General features: G+C 65.1%; 17 protein-coding genes, 1 tRNA gene and 2 pseudogenes. 12 read left to right on the forward strand and 8 right to left on the reverse strand.

Annotated elements, in window-relative coordinates; translation table 11 throughout:
• Positions 1-56: 56 nt before the first annotated feature.
• The 4 genes from pheS to ACM6JT_RS25110 all read left to right on the forward strand — a co-directional run bounded on the left by pheS (position 57) and on the right by ACM6JT_RS25110 (position 4,530).
• The gene (gene pheS, locus ACM6JT_RS25095) at positions 57-1,070 is read left to right on the forward strand and encodes a phenylalanine--tRNA ligase subunit alpha (protein ID WP_034184012.1); all 1,014 of its coding nucleotides are present in this window, start codon (positions 57-59) and stop codon (positions 1,068-1,070) included.
• A gap of 97 nt (positions 1,071-1,167) precedes the next feature.
• The gene (pheT, locus tag ACM6JT_RS25100) at positions 1,168-3,597 is read left to right on the forward strand and encodes a phenylalanine--tRNA ligase subunit beta (RefSeq protein ID WP_414857531.1); all 2,430 of its coding nucleotides are present in this window, start codon (positions 1,168-1,170) and stop codon (positions 3,595-3,597) included.
• Between the two features lie 72 nt (positions 3,598-3,669).
• Positions 3,670-4,056, forward strand: a complete 387-nt coding sequence (locus ACM6JT_RS25105; protein WP_040144036.1) for an integration host factor subunit alpha — start codon at positions 3,670-3,672, stop codon at positions 4,054-4,056.
• Positions 4,057-4,113: 57 nt separating this feature from the next.
• Positions 4,114-4,530 (forward strand): MerR family transcriptional regulator, encoded by a 417-nt coding sequence (locus ACM6JT_RS25110; protein WP_131948519.1) that lies wholly within the window; start codon positions 4,114-4,116, stop codon positions 4,528-4,530.
• 81 nt (positions 4,531-4,611) lie between these two features.
• Here the strand turns inward: ACM6JT_RS25110 and ACM6JT_RS25115 are convergent, their stop codons facing one another.
• From ACM6JT_RS25115 to ACM6JT_RS25125, 3 genes and pseudogenes are all read right to left on the reverse strand, one after another.
• Positions 4,612-6,822 carry a hypothetical protein gene (locus ACM6JT_RS25115; protein WP_414857532.1) on the reverse strand — a complete coding sequence of 737 codons (2,211 nt, stop codon included), beginning with the start codon at positions 6,820-6,822 and terminating at the stop codon, positions 4,612-4,614.
• Between the two features lie 354 nt (positions 6,823-7,176).
• Complete coding sequence (locus ACM6JT_RS25120; RefSeq protein ID WP_414857533.1) at positions 7,177-7,329, reverse strand: tyrosine-protein phosphatase; 153 nt, start codon at positions 7,327-7,329, stop codon at positions 7,177-7,179.
• 70 nt (positions 7,330-7,399) lie between these two features.
• Positions 7,400-7,453: pseudogene (locus ACM6JT_RS25125) on the reverse strand (hypothetical protein); the annotation flags it as partial.
• Positions 7,454-7,583: 130 nt separating this feature from the next.
• Between ACM6JT_RS25125 and ACM6JT_RS25130 the strand changes: the two are divergent.
• The 4 genes from ACM6JT_RS25130 (at position 7,584) to ACM6JT_RS25145 (ending at position 10,720) form a co-directional block, all read left to right on the forward strand.
• Positions 7,584-8,297 carry a class I SAM-dependent methyltransferase gene (locus ACM6JT_RS25130; RefSeq protein WP_034184016.1) on the forward strand — a complete coding sequence of 238 codons (714 nt, stop codon included), beginning with the start codon at positions 7,584-7,586 and terminating at the stop codon, positions 8,295-8,297.
• A gap of 160 nt (positions 8,298-8,457) precedes the next feature.
• Positions 8,458-8,534: transfer RNA gene (locus ACM6JT_RS25135), tRNA-Pro, on the forward strand.
• A 140-nt stretch (positions 8,535-8,674) separates the two neighbouring features.
• Positions 8,675-9,883, forward strand: coding sequence for an outer membrane protein assembly factor BamC (bamC, locus tag ACM6JT_RS25140; protein WP_034184017.1), 1,209 nt, complete (start codon positions 8,675-8,677; stop codon positions 9,881-9,883).
• A 546-nt stretch (positions 9,884-10,429) separates the two neighbouring features.
• Positions 10,430-10,720 (forward strand): putative quinol monooxygenase, encoded by a 291-nt coding sequence (locus tag ACM6JT_RS25145; RefSeq protein ID WP_131948517.1) that lies wholly within the window; start codon positions 10,430-10,432, stop codon positions 10,718-10,720.
• Between the two features lie 40 nt (positions 10,721-10,760).
• On the opposite strand, the gene ACM6JT_RS25150 is transcribed toward ACM6JT_RS25145, so the two are convergent.
• The 3 genes from ACM6JT_RS25150 to ACM6JT_RS25160 all read right to left on the reverse strand — a co-directional run bounded on the left by ACM6JT_RS25150 (position 10,761) and on the right by ACM6JT_RS25160 (position 12,376).
• The gene (locus tag ACM6JT_RS25150; protein ID WP_034184019.1) at positions 10,761-11,018 is read right to left on the reverse strand and encodes a hypothetical protein; all 258 of its coding nucleotides are present in this window, start codon (positions 11,016-11,018) and stop codon (positions 10,761-10,763) included.
• A 136-nt stretch (positions 11,019-11,154) separates the two neighbouring features.
• Positions 11,155-11,439, reverse strand: a complete 285-nt coding sequence (locus tag ACM6JT_RS25155) for a hypothetical protein (protein WP_034184020.1) — start codon at positions 11,437-11,439, stop codon at positions 11,155-11,157.
• A gap of 220 nt (positions 11,440-11,659) precedes the next feature.
• Positions 11,660-12,376, reverse strand: coding sequence for a YdcF family protein (locus ACM6JT_RS25160; RefSeq protein WP_414857535.1), 717 nt, complete (start codon positions 12,374-12,376; stop codon positions 11,660-11,662).
• A gap of 157 nt (positions 12,377-12,533) precedes the next feature.
• Here ACM6JT_RS25160 and ACM6JT_RS25165 point away from each other — a divergent pair, with 157 nt between their 5' ends.
• Positions 12,534-12,851 carry a hypothetical protein gene (locus ACM6JT_RS25165; RefSeq protein WP_006495354.1) on the forward strand — a complete coding sequence of 106 codons (318 nt, stop codon included), beginning with the start codon at positions 12,534-12,536 and terminating at the stop codon, positions 12,849-12,851.
• A 195-nt stretch (positions 12,852-13,046) separates the two neighbouring features.
• Here ACM6JT_RS25165 and ACM6JT_RS25170 read toward each other — a convergent pair whose 3' ends face one another.
• Positions 13,047-13,298 carry a hypothetical protein gene (locus ACM6JT_RS25170; protein WP_105393023.1) on the reverse strand — a complete coding sequence of 84 codons (252 nt, stop codon included), beginning with the start codon at positions 13,296-13,298 and terminating at the stop codon, positions 13,047-13,049.
• A 201-nt stretch (positions 13,299-13,499) separates the two neighbouring features.
• Positions 13,500-13,895: pseudogene (locus ACM6JT_RS25175) on the reverse strand (transposase); the annotation flags it as partial.
• 431 nt (positions 13,896-14,326) lie between these two features.
• On the opposite strand from ACM6JT_RS25175, the gene ACM6JT_RS25180 reads away from it, so the two are divergent.
• From ACM6JT_RS25180 to scpB, 3 genes are all read left to right on the forward strand, one after another.
• The gene (locus ACM6JT_RS25180) at positions 14,327-15,229 is read left to right on the forward strand and encodes a LysR family transcriptional regulator (protein ID WP_034184023.1); all 903 of its coding nucleotides are present in this window, start codon (positions 14,327-14,329) and stop codon (positions 15,227-15,229) included.
• Positions 15,230-15,304: 75 nt separating this feature from the next.
• Positions 15,305-16,507, forward strand: coding sequence for a pyridoxal phosphate-dependent aminotransferase (locus ACM6JT_RS25185; protein ID WP_414857536.1), 1,203 nt, complete (start codon positions 15,305-15,307; stop codon positions 16,505-16,507).
• 272 nt (positions 16,508-16,779) lie between these two features.
• On the forward strand, positions 16,780-17,835 hold the full coding sequence (gene scpB, locus ACM6JT_RS25190) for an SMC-Scp complex subunit ScpB (protein WP_034184025.1): 1,056 nt from the start codon (positions 16,780-16,782) through the stop codon (positions 17,833-17,835).
• The last annotated feature ends 17 nt before the right edge of the window (positions 17,836-17,852 follow it).

Genomic DNA, 17,852 nt, shown 5'->3' on the forward strand with positions numbered 1-17,852 from the left:
TGTTGGTGGGCGATTTCGCTCGCCAAGACCGAATGACGTTGGAAATGATGGGATCTATGGATCTGGACCAGATTGTCGCCGACGCGCAGCAGTCCTTCGAACAGGCTGCCGACATCACCACGCTCGAAAACGAGAAAGCACGATTTCTCGGCAAGTCGGGTGCGCTGACCGAGTTGCTGAAGGGCCTCGGCAAGCTCGATCCCGAAGCACGCAAGACCGAAGGCGCACGCATCAACGTCGTGAAGCAGCAGGTCGAAGCCGCGCTGACCGCACGTCGCCAGGCGCTGGCCGACGCGCTGTTGAACCAGCGCCTCGCCGCCGAGGCGATCGACGTGACGTTGCCGGGCCGCGGCGCCGGTGCAGGCAGCCTGCACCCCGTGATGCGCACGTGGGAGCGCGTCGAACAGATTTTCCGCTCGATCGGTTTCGACGTGGCCGACGGTCCCGAAATCGAGACCGACTGGTACAACTTCACGTCGCTGAACAGCCCGGAGAACCATCCGGCGCGTTCGATGCAGGACACCTTCTACGTCGAAGGCAAGGACGCCGACGGCCGCCAGCTGCTGCTGCGCACGCACACGAGCCCGATGCAGGTGCGTTACGCGCGCATGAACCGTCCGCCGATCAAGGTGATCGCGCCGGGACGCACGTATCGCGTCGACAGCGATGCGACCCACTCGCCGATGTTCAATCAGGTCGAGGGGCTGTGGATCGACGAGAACATCAGTTTCGCCGACCTCAAGGGCGTCTATACCGACTTCCTGAAAAAATTCTTCGAGCGCGACGACATCCTCGTGCGCTTCCGTCCGTCGTATTTCCCGTTCACGGAACCGTCGGCCGAAATCGACATGATGTTCGAGCAAGGCAAGAACGCCGGCAAATGGCTCGAGATCTCCGGCTCGGGGCAGGTGCATCCGACCGTGATTCGCAACATGGGCCTCGATCCCGAGCGTTACATCGGCTTCGCGTTCGGCAGCGGCCTCGAGCGCCTGACGATGCTGCGCTACGGCGTCCAGGATCTCCGGCTGTTCTTCGAGAACGACCTGCGTTTCCTGCGCCAGTTCGCATAACGCCGCTCGCCGCGCCGACCTGTGCCCGCGCACGCCCCGACGGACGATCCGATGGGGCCCCGGGCGTCGATCTAACCTGTTTCGAACGTAGACATCCATGCAATTCCCTGAATCCTGGTTGAGAACCTTTGTCGACCCGCAGCTCACGACCGACGAACTGTCGCACGCGCTGACGATGGCGGGGCTCGAAGTCGAATCGCTGAGCAAGGCTGCGCCGCCGACGTCGAAGATCGTCGTCGGCCGCGTGCTCGAAGTCGTCAAGCATCCGGATGCGGACAAGCTCAATGTCTGCCAGGTCGACGCCGGCACCGGCGCGACGCTGAACATCGTCTGCGGCGCGCCGAACGTGGCGCCCGGCATCAAGGTGCCGGTCGCGCTGGTCGGCGCGGAACTGCCGCCGGCGGAAGAGGGCGGCAAGCCGTTCGCGATCAAGCTGTCGAAGCTGCGCGGCGTGGAGAGCCAGGGGATGCTGTGCTCGGCGCGCGAGCTGAAGTTGTCCGAGGATCACAGCGGCCTGCTGATCCTGCCGGAAGACACGCCGGTCGGTCAGGACATCCGCGAGACGCTCAATCTCGACGATACGATCTTCGAAATCAAGCTGACGCCGAACAAGGCCGACTGCCTGTCCGTGTTCGGCATCGCGCGCGAGACGGCTGCGATCACCGGCGCGCCGCTGACGCCGGTCGACATCCGCCCGGTGCGCGTCGAGCTCGACGAAACGCTGCCGGTGCGCATTGCCGCACCGGATCTGTGCGGCCGCTTCTCGGGTCGCGTGATCCGCGGCGTGAACGCGCATGCGAAGACGCCGCAGTGGATGGTCGAGCGCCTCGAGCGTTCGGGCCAGCGCAGCGTGTCCGCGCTCGTCGACATCTCGAACTACGTGATGTTCGAGCTCGGCCGCCCGTCGCACGTGTTCGATCTCGACAAGATCCACGGTGGCATCGAGGTGCGCTGGGGCAAGCGCGGCGAATCGCTGAAGCTGCTCAATGGCAATACGGTCGAACTCGACGAAACGGTCGGCGTGATTTCGGACGACCGCCAGGTCGAAAGCCTGGCCGGCATCATGGGCGGCGACAGCACGGCCGTCACGCTCGACACGACCAACATCTACCTGGAAGCCGCGTTCTGGTGGCCGGACAGCATCCGCGGCCGTGCGCGCAAGTACAACTTCTCGACCGATGCGGCGCATCGCTTCGAGCGCGGTGTCGATTACGCGACGACCGTCGAGCACGTCGAGCGCATCACGCAGCTGATTCTCGAGATCTGCGGCGGCAAGGCCGGCCCGGTCGACGATCAGTCCGTGAACCTGCCGCAGCGCGCGCCGGTGAAGATGCGCGTGTCGCGCGCGAACCGCATCATCGGCGTGAAGATCGGCGCCGACGAGATCGCCAGCATCTTCACGCGCCTCGGCCTGCCGTTCGAGCGTGACGACGACGCGTTCCTCGTCACGCCGCCGTCGCACCGCTTCGATATCGAGATCGAGGAAGACCTGATCGAGGAAGTGGCGCGCATTTACGGTTTCGAGAAGATCCCCGCGCGTCCCCCGGTCGCGACGAGCGAAATGCGTGCGACCAACGAGACGCGGCGCTCGATCCACGACATCCGTCATGCGCTCGCTGCGCGCGACTATGCGGAAACCGTCAACTTCAGCTTCGTCGATGCGGAGTGGGAGCACGATTTCGCCGGCAACGACAACCCGATCCGGCTGTTGAACCCGATCGCGAGCCAGCTTTCGGTGATGCGCACGACACTGTTCGGCAGTCTGATCGCCGTGCTGCGCCACAACCTGAACCGCCGTGCCGATCGCGTGCGCGTGTTCGAGTCGGGCCGCGTGTTCCTCGCCGATCCGTCGGTGAAGGCCGGCGAGCTGGCCGTCGAGGGTCATTCGCAGCCGAAGCGTGTCGGCGCGCTTGCGTACGGTCCGGCACTCGACGAGCAGTGGGGCGTCGCGACCCGCCCGGTCGATTTCTTCGACGTGAAGGGCGATCTGGAGGCGCTGCTCGCGCCTGCGGCCGCACGTTTCGTGAAGGCAGAGCATCCGGCCCTCCATCCGGGCCGCAGCGCGCGCATCGAGGTCGATGGCCGCGCGGTCGGCTGGATCGGCGAGCTGCACCCGCGCCTGATGCAGAAGTACGAGCTGCCGCACGCGCCGGTGATGTTCGAGATCGATGCGGACGCGCTGATTACGCGTGCGCTGCCCGCGCCGACCGACGTGTCGAAATTCCCGCCGGTACGTCGCGATATCGCCGTTGTCGTCGATCAGGCGGTCGAGGTTCAGGCACTTTTCGACGAAATGAAGAAGGCGCTTGCCGAAGAAGCCTGCCGATTCGTTCAGAAGGTTGTACTCTTCGACGAATTTCGTGCAAAATCAAATACTTCCGGTGGTCTTGCCGCGCACGAGAAGAGCCTTGCCTTCCGCGTGACGCTGCAGGACGCGGCTGGCACGCTACAGGACGAGGTCGTCGATCAGGCGATCCAGACGCTGGTCGAGCGGATGGCTCGTGCCGGTGCGCGCCTGCGCGGCTAAGGAGAGGGCCCGCCCGCTTGCGGGCGGCTTTTTCCCATCGTAAGTTTTGATTCAACGCGCTGTATGGCAGATATGAACGACATGACCTCGAGTGAATTCGAAGCCCTCCTGACGGCGCAACGCAGCGCCATGAACCGCGACGCTTCGGCGCCGGCGTCCGCCGAGACGCCCACGCTGACGAAGGCGGAACTGGCGGAGCTGCTGTTCGACAGCGTCGGGCTGAACAAGCGTGAAGCGAAGGACATGGTCGAGGCGTTTTTCGAGGTGATCCGCGACGCGCTTGAAAACGGCGAAAGCGTCAAGCTGTCGGGGTTCGGCAATTTCCAGCTGCGCGACAAGCCGCAGCGTCCGGGCCGCAATCCGAAGACGGGCGAGGCGATTCCGATCGCGGCCCGCCGGGTGGTAACCTTCCACGCGAGCCAGAAGCTGAAGGCGCTGGTCGAAAACGGCGCGGAGTAAGCCCCGCTGACGTCTCCGCGCGGCCGCCGCGCACCCTTTACCGACGGTTAACCGACGATGACCACCACGGTTGAGAAAGTCGTTTTGCCTCCGATTCCCGCGAAGCGCTACTTCACGATCGGCGAAGTCAGCGAACTGTGCGGGGTCAAGCCGCATGTGCTGCGTTATTGGGAACAGGAATTCACTCAGCTGCGGCCGGTGAAGCGGCGCGGCAATCGTCGGTATTACCAGCATCACGAAGTGCTGCTGATCCGGCGGATTCGCGAATTGCTGTACGAGCAGGGATTCACGATCAACGGTGCACGCAATCGGCTCGATTCGCCGAGCGGCGGGCGGGCTGCGGCGGAACCGGTCGAATCCGCCGAGGAGCAGGCCACCGACGCGCGTGTGCCCGGCAAGCCGGGCGCAACCGTCGACGTCGTCGCGTTGCGGCAGGCGCTGCTCGACGTGATCGACGGACTGAAGCACGACTGAAGCGCGAAGTACGAGGACGAAATGAAAAGCCCGGTTGGCGAAGCGCCACCGGGCTTTTTTCATGCGTGTCGCGCGCGCGGATCAGCGCGACGCGAGTGGGTTCTTCTGTCCCATGTCGACGACCAGCGTGCCGTCCGGCAGCATTCTCACCGAGCCCTGCGCGACCTGGCTGCGGTAGCCGTACAGGTCGAAACGCATCGGGCCGGCCTCGGCCGAATTCCGGATCAGCGCGCGCACGTTCAGTTCGAGCACGTTGAACATCTTCATGTCGCCGCCTTCCATCCACATGTAGCTCGGCGCATCGATCTGCGGCCGCTTCGGCGCGGGCGCGCCCGCCGCCCGCCGGAACGTGAGGCGCAGCCCGTCGCGCTCGACCGTTGCCTGCCCGAGCTTGCCGTTCAGCACCGGCGGCGGGAACACGGTGTACTGGTCGAGCACGAGCGTGTCGCCGCGCAGTTCCGCGCCGCGCCGCTGCAGCGGCGTCAGCGAAGCGAGCTCGATGCCGAGCGAGCGCAGCAGCTTCGCCTGCGGAATGCCGAGCACCGACACCTCGGATGGCTTGAACGCGAGGTGCCGGTCGTCGAGTACCGTCAGCGAGCCCTTCATGTCGGTCGGCAGCCAGACGCCCGGCACGTGATTCCACAGCTTGATGCCGCCCTGGACGCGCAGGTTCTGGCCGTCCGCACTGAGCTGCAGGTCGTTCAGCGAACGTGGCGAGTAGTCGAGCAGGTAGTTGTTGAAGAGCGCGGACATCGCCTTCCACGACTCGACGACCGTGCCGCCGAGAATGCGGATGTCGTACTGGTTCGGATCGTCGAGGTCGACGGGCTCGCCGGGCCGCTTCGACACGAGTTCGACGTCGAGATCCTCGACATGAAAGCCGATATCGCCGGACAGGTTGAAGTCGACGTTGCGCAGATGGATCGTCGGGTTGCGGTTCGACACGTGCCGCTCGTTGAACGGCGTGGTCGACGTGCGCCGCATCGCGACCTTCTGCATGCCCGGTCGTGCGGTGTCCGCCGCGAGCGCGTAGGCTTCCCAGTGCTGGCGCACATCGCGCAGCGCATTCTGCTGCGTGGCGAGGAAGCTGTCGTTCAGGCGTGCGGCCGCATTGCCGAGCAGCGCGCCGCTGGCGGGGCCCGTGTACGAAGGCATGCGGATGGCCATCACGCCGCTTTCGTCGAAATTGAAGTAGCCGGCCGACACCTGGTCGCGATAGTGATACAGGTCGAACACGAAATTCTGGTCGCGCTTCGTCGAATCGACCGGACCGATCAAAATGTCGGCGTTCATCGGCATCGAGCGCATGAACTTCACGTCGCCGCCGCGGATGACCATCGCCTGCTGCGGCGCGTTCGCAGGCATCGCGAAGCCCGCATGCGTGCCGTCGTCGAGCGTAAGGTCGAGGCCGGCCGGCGTCACGCGCAGCGCGGTGATCGTGATTTTCAGGCGCGGCGGCGGCATCAGCTTGTCGACCGACATCACGAGGTCGTCGCCGGCGAGCTGCGCGATCGGCGTCTGGACTTTCAGCAGGTCGGCCATCTTCACGTTGGCTGCGCGCATCACCGGCTGCGCGTTGATGCCCGACACGCGCACGCCGGTCGGGTGGAACACGAGCTGACTGCCGTCGCGGATCGCGAGGGTGCCGGTCAGCGAGAACGGCACCCAGCCGTCGCGCTGCATTTCGCCCTGCAGGTGGATCACGCCGTCGCCGGCCGACACGGCGAGCTTGCGCAGCGGTGCGTTGCGGTAACCGAAGATATAGGTATTGAAGAGGGCGGTCAGCTTCGCGTTGTCGAGCGTGACCGTGCCTTCGTGCACGTCGATCTCGAAGCTCGTCGGATCGTCGAACACGATCGGCGCGCCGGCCTGCGTCGGCACGAGCGTGGCCGACAACTGATGGATAAAGAAGCCGAGGTTGTTGACGATGCGGAAATCGACGTCGCGCAGGAACGTCATCGCGCCGTTCTGGCCCGAGTCGCGCAGCGTGAACGGGCGCGGTTGCGTCAGGCTGATCGACGCGAGCGACGGCACGGTGCGCGCGATCTGCTGCTCGCGGGCGAGGCGTTCGGCTTTGGTGCGCTCGATCTTAGTCGACGCGACCGACGCGTTGCCGTCGCGCTGCGCGGACGATTCCGCACAGCCGGTGCAGAGCAGCGCGAGCGCCAGCGTGCCGCAGCCGAACACGCGGGATGTCTTGTGCGAGACCGGGGCGGCCGCGCGTCGCGGGCCGGAAATCCAGTCGAAAATTGCCAAAGGCGAGCGATGGCCGCGCCGGACCGCATTCCGCATCGTCTGTCTCCATGTCTTGTCGTGATCGACGGCGGCGCGCGCCACGGCACTGCACGGCGCGAGCGTCGATGCCGTGCAGTGTGTCATAGCGCGCTAGAGCGGCGTTACCAAACAACGGGCGCCCGGGCACGGCGAGCCGACGGGCTGCGGGGCAATGGATTCGGGGTGGCGGGGCGGCCGGATCAAACGGTCGTTTGGTTTGTGCGGGCCCTCGGCCGACGTGTTTCTGGACGAACGGGCGAATCCGCTGCCAGCCTTGGCCGGCGCGGGTTTTCACCGGATTCGCGACGCGTCGGTCGAGGCGGTCGAAGCAAGCGGGCGATCCGGCCCCGTCGTGCTCGCCTGCGGGGCCGATCAGACCAGCATGCGCCGCCGGATTGCGTTCAGCGTCGCCTGGTCGAGTTGTAGTCCGTGCACGATGTACGACGTCATCGAGCCGTACGACGCGGTGACCTGATCGAATGCCGCCCGCAGATGATCGGCGTGCGCGCGTTGCAGCGCGGTCATCATGCCCGCCGGTTTTTTGAGCTTGGGCGGCAGACGCGGCAATTCCGGATGCGCCATGCACGTTGGTCGGCAGGTAGTCCGCGAAAATCGTTTGCCGACAGAGGCCGAGGATCGTATGCAGAATCGCGGTCGCCCAGCCGGTGCGATCCTTCCCGGCCGTGCGGCGTCGACAGGTACGATCGGCGGCAACGGCGAGGTAAGATCAGCTTTATGGCTGTACGGATCAAAACACTTGGCCATCACGGGGAAGCGTCATGGATCTGAAGGAAGTCGATGTATTGGGTGCGGGTGTGGGCGACCACTGGTACTACGCGTCGAAGGCGAGCGCGATCCGTCGGTTCCTGGGCGGGGCGGGCGCGAACCGGATACTCGACGTCGGTGCAGGCTCCGGCTTCTTCTCGAAACACTTGCTCGAACGCACGCAGGCGACGGAAGCGTGGTGTGTCGATACGAGCTACGCCGACGATACCGACGAAGAGACGGCCGGCAAACCCATCCACTTTCGACGGTCCGTCGAGCGATTCGATGCCGATCTCGTTCTGCTGATGGACGTGCTCGAGCATGTCGACGACGACGTCGGGCTGCTGGCGCAGTATGTGAAGGGGGCGCCTCCGGGCAGCCGGTTCCTGATCACGGTTCCCGCGTTCCAGTTCCTCTGGAGCGGCCATGACGATTTTCTCGAGCACAAGCGCAGGTATACGCTCGGCGGTCTCGAGGATGTGGTTCGTCGTGCGGGGCTCGACGTCGAGCGCGGCGCCTATTACTTCGGCCTCACGTTTCCGCTTGCTGCAGCGCTGCGGCTGGGCGAGCGGGCGCGTCGGCATCCGCGCGAGCCGGCGTCGCAATTGCGCCGGCACCATCCGCTCGTCAACGGCTTGCTCAAGACGATCTGTCGCGTCGAGTTGCCGATGTTCCGGTTCAATCGCGTTGCCGGCCTGACGGTCATCTGCGTTGCGCGCAAGCGGTGAATGCGATGCGGGCGCCGTGCAGTGGGAGCGCAGATCGCGCCAGCATGCGCGGCTTCACTCGTATCGGCACCGTCACGCCAAAAAATTTCACAAGAACATTCACAAAATGCATGCGACCCGATTCTAAATCTGAAAAGTGTCTGTTATACTTTTCTTCTTTCGGGGCGTAGCGCAGCCTGGTAGCGTACCTGCATGGGGTGCAGGTGGTCGGAGGTTCAAATCCTCTCGCCCCGACCAGACAAGAACCCGCGTCAGTTCATGCTGACGCGGGTTTTTTCTTGCCGGTCGCTTTTTTGCACATCGCGGCGCGGCCCCGGTAAAATGCAAGGTTGATCCACGGAAAGCGCCGTGATTTAGCGGAAGAGGATTCCCCGAACATGACTGATCTTCGTCTTACCATGCGGTTCGCTGCAGTGCTCGCCACTGGCGCGCTCGTCGCCGGTTGCGGTACGTCGTCGCCCACGAAAGTGGACTACAAGAGCGATTCGAAATCGAAGGAAGCGTCGCTCGCAGTGCCGCCCAACATGCTCGACGAGACGGCCGATCAGCGTTCGCTGCCGCCCCAGGGCGGCGCGACTTCCCTGTCTGCGCTTCAGCAGGTCCAGCAGGCGGCGCCTGCGCTGGACACCGTCGCGCCAGCCGTGGCCGGCATGCATATCCAGCGCGACGGCACCGAGAGCTGGCTCGTGATCGACGGCAAGCAGCCGGCCGCCATCTGGCCGCAGGTGCGTCGTTTCTGGCAGGAGCAGGGCTTCCTGCTCGTCGTCGACCAGCGCGACAAGGGCGTGATGGAAACCGACTGGAACGAAACCCATCCGCAGATCAACGACGGCCTGATCCGCAGCGTGATCTCGAAGGCAATGGGCAACTCGTACGTGACGGCCGAGCGCAACAAGTACCGCACGCGTCTCGATTCGGCACCGAACGGCGGCACCTACGTGTTCATCAGCCAGAAGGGGATGCGCGAGGCGATCACCGGCGCGAACAACGATTCGAGCAAGTGGGAACCGAAGCCGAACGATCCGGCGCTCGAGACCGAATACCTGAAGCGGCTGATGGCCGTGCTCGCGCAGAACGAGCAGCGCGCGAAGAACGGCGAGCCGCCGATCGCGAACATCAAGGACAACGCGGTGCCGAAGGACAAGAAGGCCGACGCCGACGCATCGTCGAAGGCTGCCGCCGCGATCGCCGCGCAGAATGTCTCGCGCACATCGGCGCAGGGTAACGATGCGGCCGACGCGGCCGTGCCGTCCGAAGTCACGCTCGGCGAGCCGTACGACCGATCGTGGCTGCACGTCGGTCTCGCGCTCGATCGCGCGAACTTCACGGTCGACGATCGCGATCGCTCGAAGGGGTTGTATTTCGTGCGCTATGTCGATCCGAAGGACCTGAGTTCGGCCGAGCAGGGCTTCTGGAGCCAGCTGTTCCACGGCAAGAAGGAAAAGCAGGCGAAGCAGTACCGCGTCAACGTGAAAGCACTCACGGCCGACCAGACGCGCGTCGCGGTCGTCGACGATTCGGGTTCGATCGACACGTCGTCGCCGGCTCGTCAGATCATGGGGCTGCTCGTGAATCAGCTCCGCTGATCCCGACGCTTCTCCGCATCCGTGCAAAGCCCGCCGAATGGCGGGCTTTTTTTATGGCCGCTCGCCGGCGTGCGGCTTGCGTGCGCATGTGCGAGAGGTTCGGTCCCTCATCGTGACGTTACGTAACATCCGTGCGTTACGGCGGCAGAACACGTGTCACATTGTTGTCGACCGAAAAATTGTCCTTATGAATCAATGGTATGACCGGTGTTCGACGCTTGGCACGCAAACTGCTTTATATGTTGGAATCGTTAGAGCAGGGAGGATGGCGTCAGATGCCGGGCGTGCGTCGCGAGCGCTCGATCAACGGTCTCGACGTTTTCAAATGCCGGCATGACAAGTGCCGGCGCAACTGATGACGATCCGTGCGCCAGCGCGCGGATCTCGATGGCCCCGTCGCCTATCCTCGTAGGGCGACGGTTTCGCCCGCGCTTCTCCGAAGCGCGGGCTATTTTTTTGGGCCGTCGTGCAGTGCTGCATCGGCGTGGCCGATGCGCGATGCGTGATTCGCGTATTCTCGGAATTTTCTGGATGAAGGAGTCGGGAATGGCGGAAATTGCAGTCGTGGCGCTGATCGTCGCGAAGCCGGGCGCCGAGGACAAGCTGCGCACCGCGCTCGAAGGGATCGTCGAGCCGACCCGCAACGAAGCCGGTGCATTGCAGTACGACCTGCACCGGGATCTGAAGGAGCCCGCTCGGTTCGTGTTCGTCGAGCGCTGGGAGAGCGAGGAGGCGCTGGCCGCCCATGCGCGTTCCGCGCACATTCTCGCTTATCGCGAAGCGGCCGCGGACTGGATCGAAAGTTCCGAAATCCGCGTGCTGTCGAAGCTCGTCTGAGCAGGGGGGGCGACCGGACGTGTCCGGTCGCAGTAGCGCGTCAGTGCGACGTGCCGGGTACGTCGAGGATCAGGATGATCGTCCAGTCGGCGTCGCCGTCGTGATGATACTGGCGCTCGGCGACGATGAACGGTTGCTGCTTGCCTTGCGGGCCGAGGAAGAGCACGTCGCCTTCCATCGGCAGGCACTCGATCGGCGGCAGCGCGAGGAATGCGTCGGCCGAGCCGCGGGGCATCAGTTGCTTGATCTGGCGAGTGGCGGCTTCGGTCCACTCGATGTCGAGTTGAATGTTGCTCATGCTGTCCTCCGCACCGGGGTGCGCACGGGTGGAAAATTTCGGTGCGCGACTTTAGCACAGCGCGCGGGCACCGCAACCAAAAAAGCCGAACCCGGTTGCCCGGATTCGGCTTTTCGCTTGTGCGGTACCGCCGAACTTACTGGCTGGCAGCTTCTGCCGGAGCGGCCTTGGCAGCCTTCTTGCCGGCCTTCTTCGCAGCAGCCTTGTGGTGAGCAGCCTTCTTGCCGTGGTGATGCTCTTCCTGCATCGCCGGCTGAGCGGCTTCGGCCGCTTGTTGCTGCTGCAGCGCCTGTGCGCGCTGCTCGATCTCGGAGATCTTGGCCGGATCGGTAATGGTCTTGATTTCCGTGCTCTCTTGCGCATACGCTGCGCCAGTCAGCGCCGACATCGCTACCAGGATAGCCAGGGACGTCTTCTTCATTGCTTTACCTCCGCTAAGTGGTGATGAACCCGAATGTTGCCGTTTTGTCTGGCGACTGCAAACGAGTGCGTGTCGAGTGTAACAAAAGTGACGGATCAATGTGCACCGGATCGTGGCGCGACGCAAGGCCGCGTTGAAGTCGCGCAACACTTCGCGCACTTCGTCACGCGCCTGCCATCCTGGGCAGTACTGCCATTCCGCTCCCGTTTTCGCGCAGTCGTCAGAACCATCCGAGCCATCGGTAGACGTGGAATTGCGCGATGCCGACCAGCTCGTGCAGCGCCTGCTCGGCGTTGGCCACGTTGCGCCAGCGTGGCAGCCAGCCCGTTTGCGCACGCCGGCGATTCGCATAAACGGGCTGCGGATCGATGCCAAATCGGCGGAAATCGAGCAGAGCACGGCGCATCTGATACGACGAGGTGACGAGAATGCGTGCGTCGTCATACTGTGGGCGTAGTATAGACGCAGTGAATTTCGCGTTTTCGTAGGTTGTGCGGCTGTTCGGTTCGAGAACGAGGTCGCCGGGGGCGACGCCTTCCGCGATGAGCTGGCGGCCGTATATGGCTGCCTCGGTTTCGCCGTGATGCTGCGGGTCGCCGCCCGACATCAATACGGTGCAGCGCTCGGCCTGCTGCCGGCACACGCGATAAAGCGCCGCCACCTTGTGGATGCGCGCGATGCCATCGGGCGGCGGCTGCAGCCCGGAGTCGGTGCGGCGCGTGCCGGTGCCGAGCAGAATCAGCGTGGTTCGCCCATGCATGTCCGGGTGCTCGACCGGCACGACGCCCGCCTCGCTCCACGCGATCAGCGGCGCGGTGAGCCAGCCTGTCGCGAGCAGCCAGAACAGCGCAACGGCGGCGATCGAGATGACTCGTCGCCGCTTGCGGCAGAGCATGAAACAGATGAAGAGAAGTACAAATGAATCGAACAGAATCAATTTGATTGGGGTATGGTGTCTTTTTATGGACGGCTGACGATCCGGCCCTGAAGCGACGCCGAACGTCGGCCTCCAGAATCGGTGGCGGTATCGGCGGGCGGAGACCCTGCCCGGCGCACCGCTTCGCATTGTCGCTGCACTTTAAGAAAGAATCGAGATGGCCACGTATTCCAACGAAGCGGTGCTCGACGCATTGAGACGAGTGCAGTACCGCCAGGTACCGTGGGCACGCCGCCCGGGCGTGTTCGAGTATCTCCGGTCGCTCGGGCTGATGGACACGGTCAGGCAGAAGACCGTTGCCCCCGCGCCGGGTTTTCACGCACCGGTGGACATCGCCGTGCTGACCGACAGTGGTCGAGCCGAATTTTCGCGCCTCGAGCGCGACGAGAAATTACTTTCCTGGACCGATCGCCGCATGGACGACTACGCATTGAGCGAAGCCAGCGCCGTGGCGATTCTCGAAAGCCGCCTGTAGCGGCGGACCATCCCGCCTCGGGCGTCGCCGCGCAAGCCGGCGACGTCAAAAAAAAGCCCGTATCGCGAGGATACGGGCGTACCGGATACTTTTGCTGTTGCCACGCTGTGCTCATGGCAACGATGTGACTCGTCGCATGCGGCGCAGTTCCCGAAAGCGGGCATTTTCTTCGACGATATCCTGAAATTGGCAGGACTACGGATGACGCGGCATGTCGGACGGCTGCGAGCCGATGCGCGCACGCGCATTGCTGGCGATGTCGCCGCGCAGGTCGCCGCGCGGCACGGTTTGCCGGCCGGACGGGGCTGCAGACGGCGGCTGGCGGAGAGTATTGCGGTGATCCTGCTGGCGATGAGGCGGTTTTGCGCGATCGTCGGCGTGAGCTGGAGCGGTCAGCGCCAGGGAAATGACAATGCCGCATGCGACGAGCAGTGACATTGGTCTCATGGCGGGGCTCCCTTCAAGCCGTCGGTGCGGCCTGTTGATATTTCGCTAAGGTAAGCGTGGGAGTGCAGGCTTGCTGTAAATATTGGTAAATAGTTGTATCGCGGCACGACAACGGTATTCGACAGCAACGCAGGCGTCGCGAAAAGATCGCGTCGCGGAAAGAAACCGGGCGGCCGAAGCCGCCCGATCGAGCATTCGTTACGCCATCTTGACGGGGGCGCGCCAGGATTCCGGATTGGTCCAGAAGGCGCCGCGCAGCCGGTCGCGGCTCGGCGGTGCGGGCGGCTTCGCGGCGCTCGCGCCGATGCGCCCGCGCAGCGAGATCTGCCGGCCGCTCGTGCCGAGTCGTTTCACGATTTCGGCGAGCGTGCCATCCGCCTGCCATTCGTCGAAGCGACGGCGGCAGGTCGGCGGCGACGGATAGCGGCCCGGCAGCTTCGACCAGCCTTCACCCGTCGACAGCACCCACAACACGGCGTTTACCACCGAGCGTGCTTCCACTCGGGGGCGGCCGCGCCGCTCACTCCGTGCGGGTTCCGAGCAAAACAGACCTTCGACCAGCGCCCACTCGTTATCTCTCAAATCGTCGAACAGCATCATGTCCTCACCTCAGCGAAGCTAACTCCGGTGCGCTGCCCTGCGCCGCGCACTCTTCAAGCACTCGATCGTCGAGTGCCGGGTGGGGGCGTCCGGTTGGCCGGCAGCGGCGTTTCTGCCTTTCCATCCGACGAAACCTACGCCCTGTGCGCCAGGTAATGCACGAAGCGTGCCACGTCGGAGGCGAATCCCTCGAGAGCCGCTTGGCAGCGAGCTAACGGCTAAGTCAGCTAGGGGCGTATAAGACGCCAAAATAACCCGCCAGCAAATCGGGACAATCACCAATCTTGTGCAGTTCGCCCGTGCTGCGTGCGTTTGCTTGTGTATTGCACCGCAGCGAAACATGTGCGACCAGTGCCGGATTCGCGCATCGAAGCCGGATTCACGCATTAAAATCGTGCATCGATATCGACGATTGATGAGGTCAGGAGATGAACGTCACGCTGCGCCAGCTTCGCGTATTCATCGAGGTAGCGCGGCTCAAGAGCTTCAGTCGCGCGGGCGACGAGATCGGGCTCACGCAGTCCGCGGTCAGCCGCTGCGTGCGAGAGCTCGAGGCCGAGCTTGGGCTGAAGTTGATCGACCGCACGACGCGCGACGTGCAACTCACCGACGTCGGCGCGAACCTGATCGCGAGCGTGTCGCGTCTGATCGACGATCTCGACGACACGCTGCGCGAGATTCGCGAGATCGGTGAGCAGCGCCGCGGGCGCGTGATCGTCGCGGCGAGCCCGACGATCGCCTGCAGGCTGATGCCGCGCGTGGTTGCATCGTGCGAGCGCCAGTTTCCGTTCGTGACGCTTGGCCTGCGAGACGACGTGCAGAGCGACGTGCTGCGCAAGGTGAAGTCGAGCGAAGTCGATTTCGGCGTCGTGATCGGGCCGCTTACGGTCGCCGATCTCGTCTGCGAACCGCTGATGACCGATTCGTTCTGCCTCGTCGCGCGTGCCGATCATCCGCTCGCGGCGCGTTCCGAGGTGCCGTGGACGGCGCTGGACGGCGAGCGCCTCGTGCTCCTCGATCACGCGTCGGGAAGCCGGCCGCTGATCGATGCCGCGCTGGCCGCCCATCATGTCAATGCGACGGTGATGCAGGAACTCGGGCATTCGGCGACCGTGTTCGGGCTCGTCGAGGCCGGCGTCGGCGTGAGCGTGCAGCCGTGGCTGTCGCTGCCGCTGCCGGCCGGCTCGACACTCGTCGCGCGGCCGCTCACGCCGCGCACCGAGCGCACGGTCGAACTGGTGCGCCGCCGCGACCGGTCGTTGTCGCCCGCGGCGCAGGCGATCTGGGAACTCGTGCGGCAGATGCCGGCGAGGGCGGAAGACCTCGACTGACGTGCGCGGAAGCGACGCGGCCCGGCTTGCGGGCCGGTACACTACGTGGATCGTGTTCCTGGGCGGTGGTTCTCGATGACGCATTCCGCAGGTTTTTCCCCGACGACCGACGAGCCGGCGGCGCGCGCCGCGGTGCACGCGCTGCGTCCGTCGCTGATCCGAGAGGTGGCGAACGCCGGCTTCGGCGTGCCGGACGTGCTGCCGTTCTGGTTCGGCGAGTCCGACCGCGTGACGCCGGATTTCATCCGCGACGCCGCGGCAGCGGCGCTGCGCGACGGCGCGACCTTCTACACGCACAACCTCGGCACTGCGCCGCTGCGCGACGCGATTGCGGCCTACGTGAGCGCGCGTCATGGTGCGACGGCGGCCGACACGGTCGCCGTGACGAGTTCGGGCGTGAACGCGCTGATGCTGGCCGCGCAGATGCTGGTCGGCCCGGGCGAGCGCGTCGTCGCGGTCACGCCGCTGTGGCCGAATCTCGTCGAGATTCCGAAGATCCTCGGCGCGCAGGTCGAATGCGTGCCGCTCGGCTATGGCGACGCGGGCTGGCAGCTCGATGTCGACCGGCTGCTCGACGCGCTGACGCCCGATACGCGGATGCTGCTGGTCAACTCGCCGAACAATCCGACCGGCTGGACGATGTCGCGCGACGATCAGCGGGCCGTGCTTGCCCATTGTCGGCGTCACGGCATCTGGCTGGTCGCCGACGAGGTGTACGAACGGCTTGCGTTCGGCGATGGCGGCGCGCCGTCGTTCCTCGATATCGCATCGCGCGACGAGCGGGTCGTTGTCGTGAATTCGTTCTCGAAGGCGTGGGCGATGACGGGCTGGCGGCTGGGATGGCTCATTGCGCCGGCATCGGTGATGGGCGATCTGTCGAAGCTCGTCGAATACAACACGTCGTGCGCGCCGGGCTTCGTGCAGGCCGCGGGCGAGGTCGCGCTGCGCGACGGCGAGCCGTTCGTGCGGTCGTTCGTCGCGGCGCTGCGCGAAGCGCGCGATCACCTGGTCGCCGCGCTGCGGACGCTGCCGGGCGTCGAGGTGCCGCCTCCGCCGGGCGCGATGTACCTGTTCCTGCGCCTGCCGGGCGCGGCCGACAGTCTCGCGTTCTGCAAGACGCTGGTGCGCGATGCGGGGCTCGGCCTTGCGCCCGGGCGGGCATTCGGCCCGGAGGGGGAAGGATTCGTGCGCTGGTGCTACGCATGCGATCCGGCACGACTCGACGCGGGCGTCGAGCGGCTGCGCCGGTTCCTCGCGCGCGGCGCGGCTGCCCGCTGAAGCAGGGCCGGAGCGGGCGCGGCGCACTGGCGGCGGGCCGATCTGCTCATCTTTACGCACCGGGCAATTTTGCGTAATATGGCGCTCAGTCACGCGGTTCCGTCGTTGAGCCGTGCTGTTCCGTCCGGTTTGGGCCTGGCCTGAAGTTGGTTCGCCGCCCCCGGTTCGTGCTCCCATCAATATGACCGATCAGAATCGGGCGAGCGCGTCTTCCGTTCCTTTCGTCTGTTTGTTGATCCGGTTCGTTTGACCACAGGGTCTGGCCTAGCTGCATGAATACCCAAGAGGCGAAGATCGTCCTCGAGACTGCTTTGATCTGCGCGCAGGAACCGCTGAAGCTCGGCGATTTGCGCAAGCTCTTTGCCGACGGCGTGTCGGCTGACACGGTCCGCACGTTGCTCGAAGATCTGAAACAGGATTGGTCCGGCCGCGGCGTCGAACTGGTGGCGCTGGCGACCGGATGGCGCTTCCAGAGCAAGCCGGCGATGCGTCACTATCTGGATCGCCTGCATCCCGAGAAGCCGCCGAAATATTCGCGCGCGGTGCTCGAAACGCTCGCGATCATCGCGTACCGGCAACCCGTCACGCGCGGCGACATCGAAGAGATTCGCGGCGTCACGGTCAATACGCAGGTGGTCAAGCAACTCGAGGATCGCGGCTGGATCGAGGTGATCGGTCATCGTGACGTGCCGGGGCGTCCGGCGCTGTATGCGACGACCAAGCAGTTCCTCGACGATCTCGGCCTGAAGGCGCTCGACGAGCTGCCGGCGCTCGAGGAGCCGGCAGCGAACATCGAGGCCGCGCTGCTTGCGCAGCACGCAATGGACTTCGACGGCGCCGTACCGGTTGCCGACGACACGCCGCAAGCCGGTGACGCAGCAGACGACGTGCCGCAGGCGCAGGCGGATGAAGCGTCCGCCGGCCAATTGGCCGAATTGCCGGGGGATGCCGCGACCGATGTCGCGTCGACGCAGGAAATGCCGAACCGCGATACGCTCGATGCTGATCGCCGGCAAACGGAACAAACGGAACAGGTTGGCGCCGAAGCAGTGCCGACCGATGTGCAGCCCGAGCCGCTGCGCGCGGATCGGAGCGAGGAAGATCGCAAGCCGGCCGCCGAAGCGGCTGCCGGAGACGGAGCGGAAGCGGCCGGCGACATGCCCGGCGAGGTTGGCCAGGCCGACGCCTCCCGTTCGCGTCCCGCGGACGGCGAGATGCTGGACGACACGTCCGACAGTCTCGCCGATGCCGTACGAAGCGCCAGTGCGCCCATCGGCGCCGACGCGCTGCCGGACGACGAAGCAGAACCCGAACAGCGTCGCGCCTGAACGCGGCCAACTTCTTG

The sequence above is a fragment of the Burkholderia sp. IT-111MI5 genome, from assembly GCF_949752865.1.
Lineage (GTDB): Bacteria > Pseudomonadota > Gammaproteobacteria > Burkholderiales > Burkholderiaceae > Burkholderia > Burkholderia pyrrocinia_C.

Coding starts and splice junctions, on each gene's coding strand:
- pheS (WP_034184012.1), top strand. CDS start 57: ATGGATCTGGACCAGATTGTCGCCGACGCGCAGCAGTCCTTCGAACAG.
- pheT (WP_414857531.1), top strand. CDS start 1,168: ATGCAATTCCCTGAATCCTGGTTGAGAACCTTTGTCGACCCGCAGCTC.
- ACM6JT_RS25105 (WP_040144036.1), top strand. CDS start 3,670: ATGAACGACATGACCTCGAGTGAATTCGAAGCCCTCCTGACGGCGCAA.
- ACM6JT_RS25110 (WP_131948519.1), top strand. CDS start 4,114: ATGACCACCACGGTTGAGAAAGTCGTTTTGCCTCCGATTCCCGCGAAG.
- ACM6JT_RS25115 (WP_414857532.1), bottom strand. CDS start 6,822: ATGCGGAATGCGGTCCGGCGCGGCCATCGCTCGCCTTTGGCAATTTTC.
- ACM6JT_RS25120 (WP_414857533.1), bottom strand. CDS start 7,329: ATGACCGCGCTGCAACGCGCGCACGCCGATCATCTGCGGGCGGCATTC.
- ACM6JT_RS25130 (WP_034184016.1), top strand. CDS start 7,584: ATGGATCTGAAGGAAGTCGATGTATTGGGTGCGGGTGTGGGCGACCAC.
- bamC (WP_034184017.1), top strand. CDS start 8,675: ATGACTGATCTTCGTCTTACCATGCGGTTCGCTGCAGTGCTCGCCACT.
- ACM6JT_RS25145 (WP_131948517.1), top strand. CDS start 10,430: ATGGCGGAAATTGCAGTCGTGGCGCTGATCGTCGCGAAGCCGGGCGCC.
- ACM6JT_RS25150 (WP_034184019.1), bottom strand. CDS start 11,018: ATGAGCAACATTCAACTCGACATCGAGTGGACCGAAGCCGCCACTCGC.
- ACM6JT_RS25155 (WP_034184020.1), bottom strand. CDS start 11,439: ATGAAGAAGACGTCCCTGGCTATCCTGGTAGCGATGTCGGCGCTGACT.
- ACM6JT_RS25165 (WP_006495354.1), top strand. CDS start 12,534: ATGGCCACGTATTCCAACGAAGCGGTGCTCGACGCATTGAGACGAGTG.
- ACM6JT_RS25170 (WP_105393023.1), bottom strand. CDS start 13,298: ATGAGACCAATGTCACTGCTCGTCGCATGCGGCATTGTCATTTCCCTG.
- ACM6JT_RS25180 (WP_034184023.1), top strand. CDS start 14,327: ATGAACGTCACGCTGCGCCAGCTTCGCGTATTCATCGAGGTAGCGCGG.
- ACM6JT_RS25185 (WP_414857536.1), top strand. CDS start 15,305: ATGACGCATTCCGCAGGTTTTTCCCCGACGACCGACGAGCCGGCGGCG.
- scpB (WP_034184025.1), top strand. CDS start 16,780: ATGAATACCCAAGAGGCGAAGATCGTCCTCGAGACTGCTTTGATCTGC.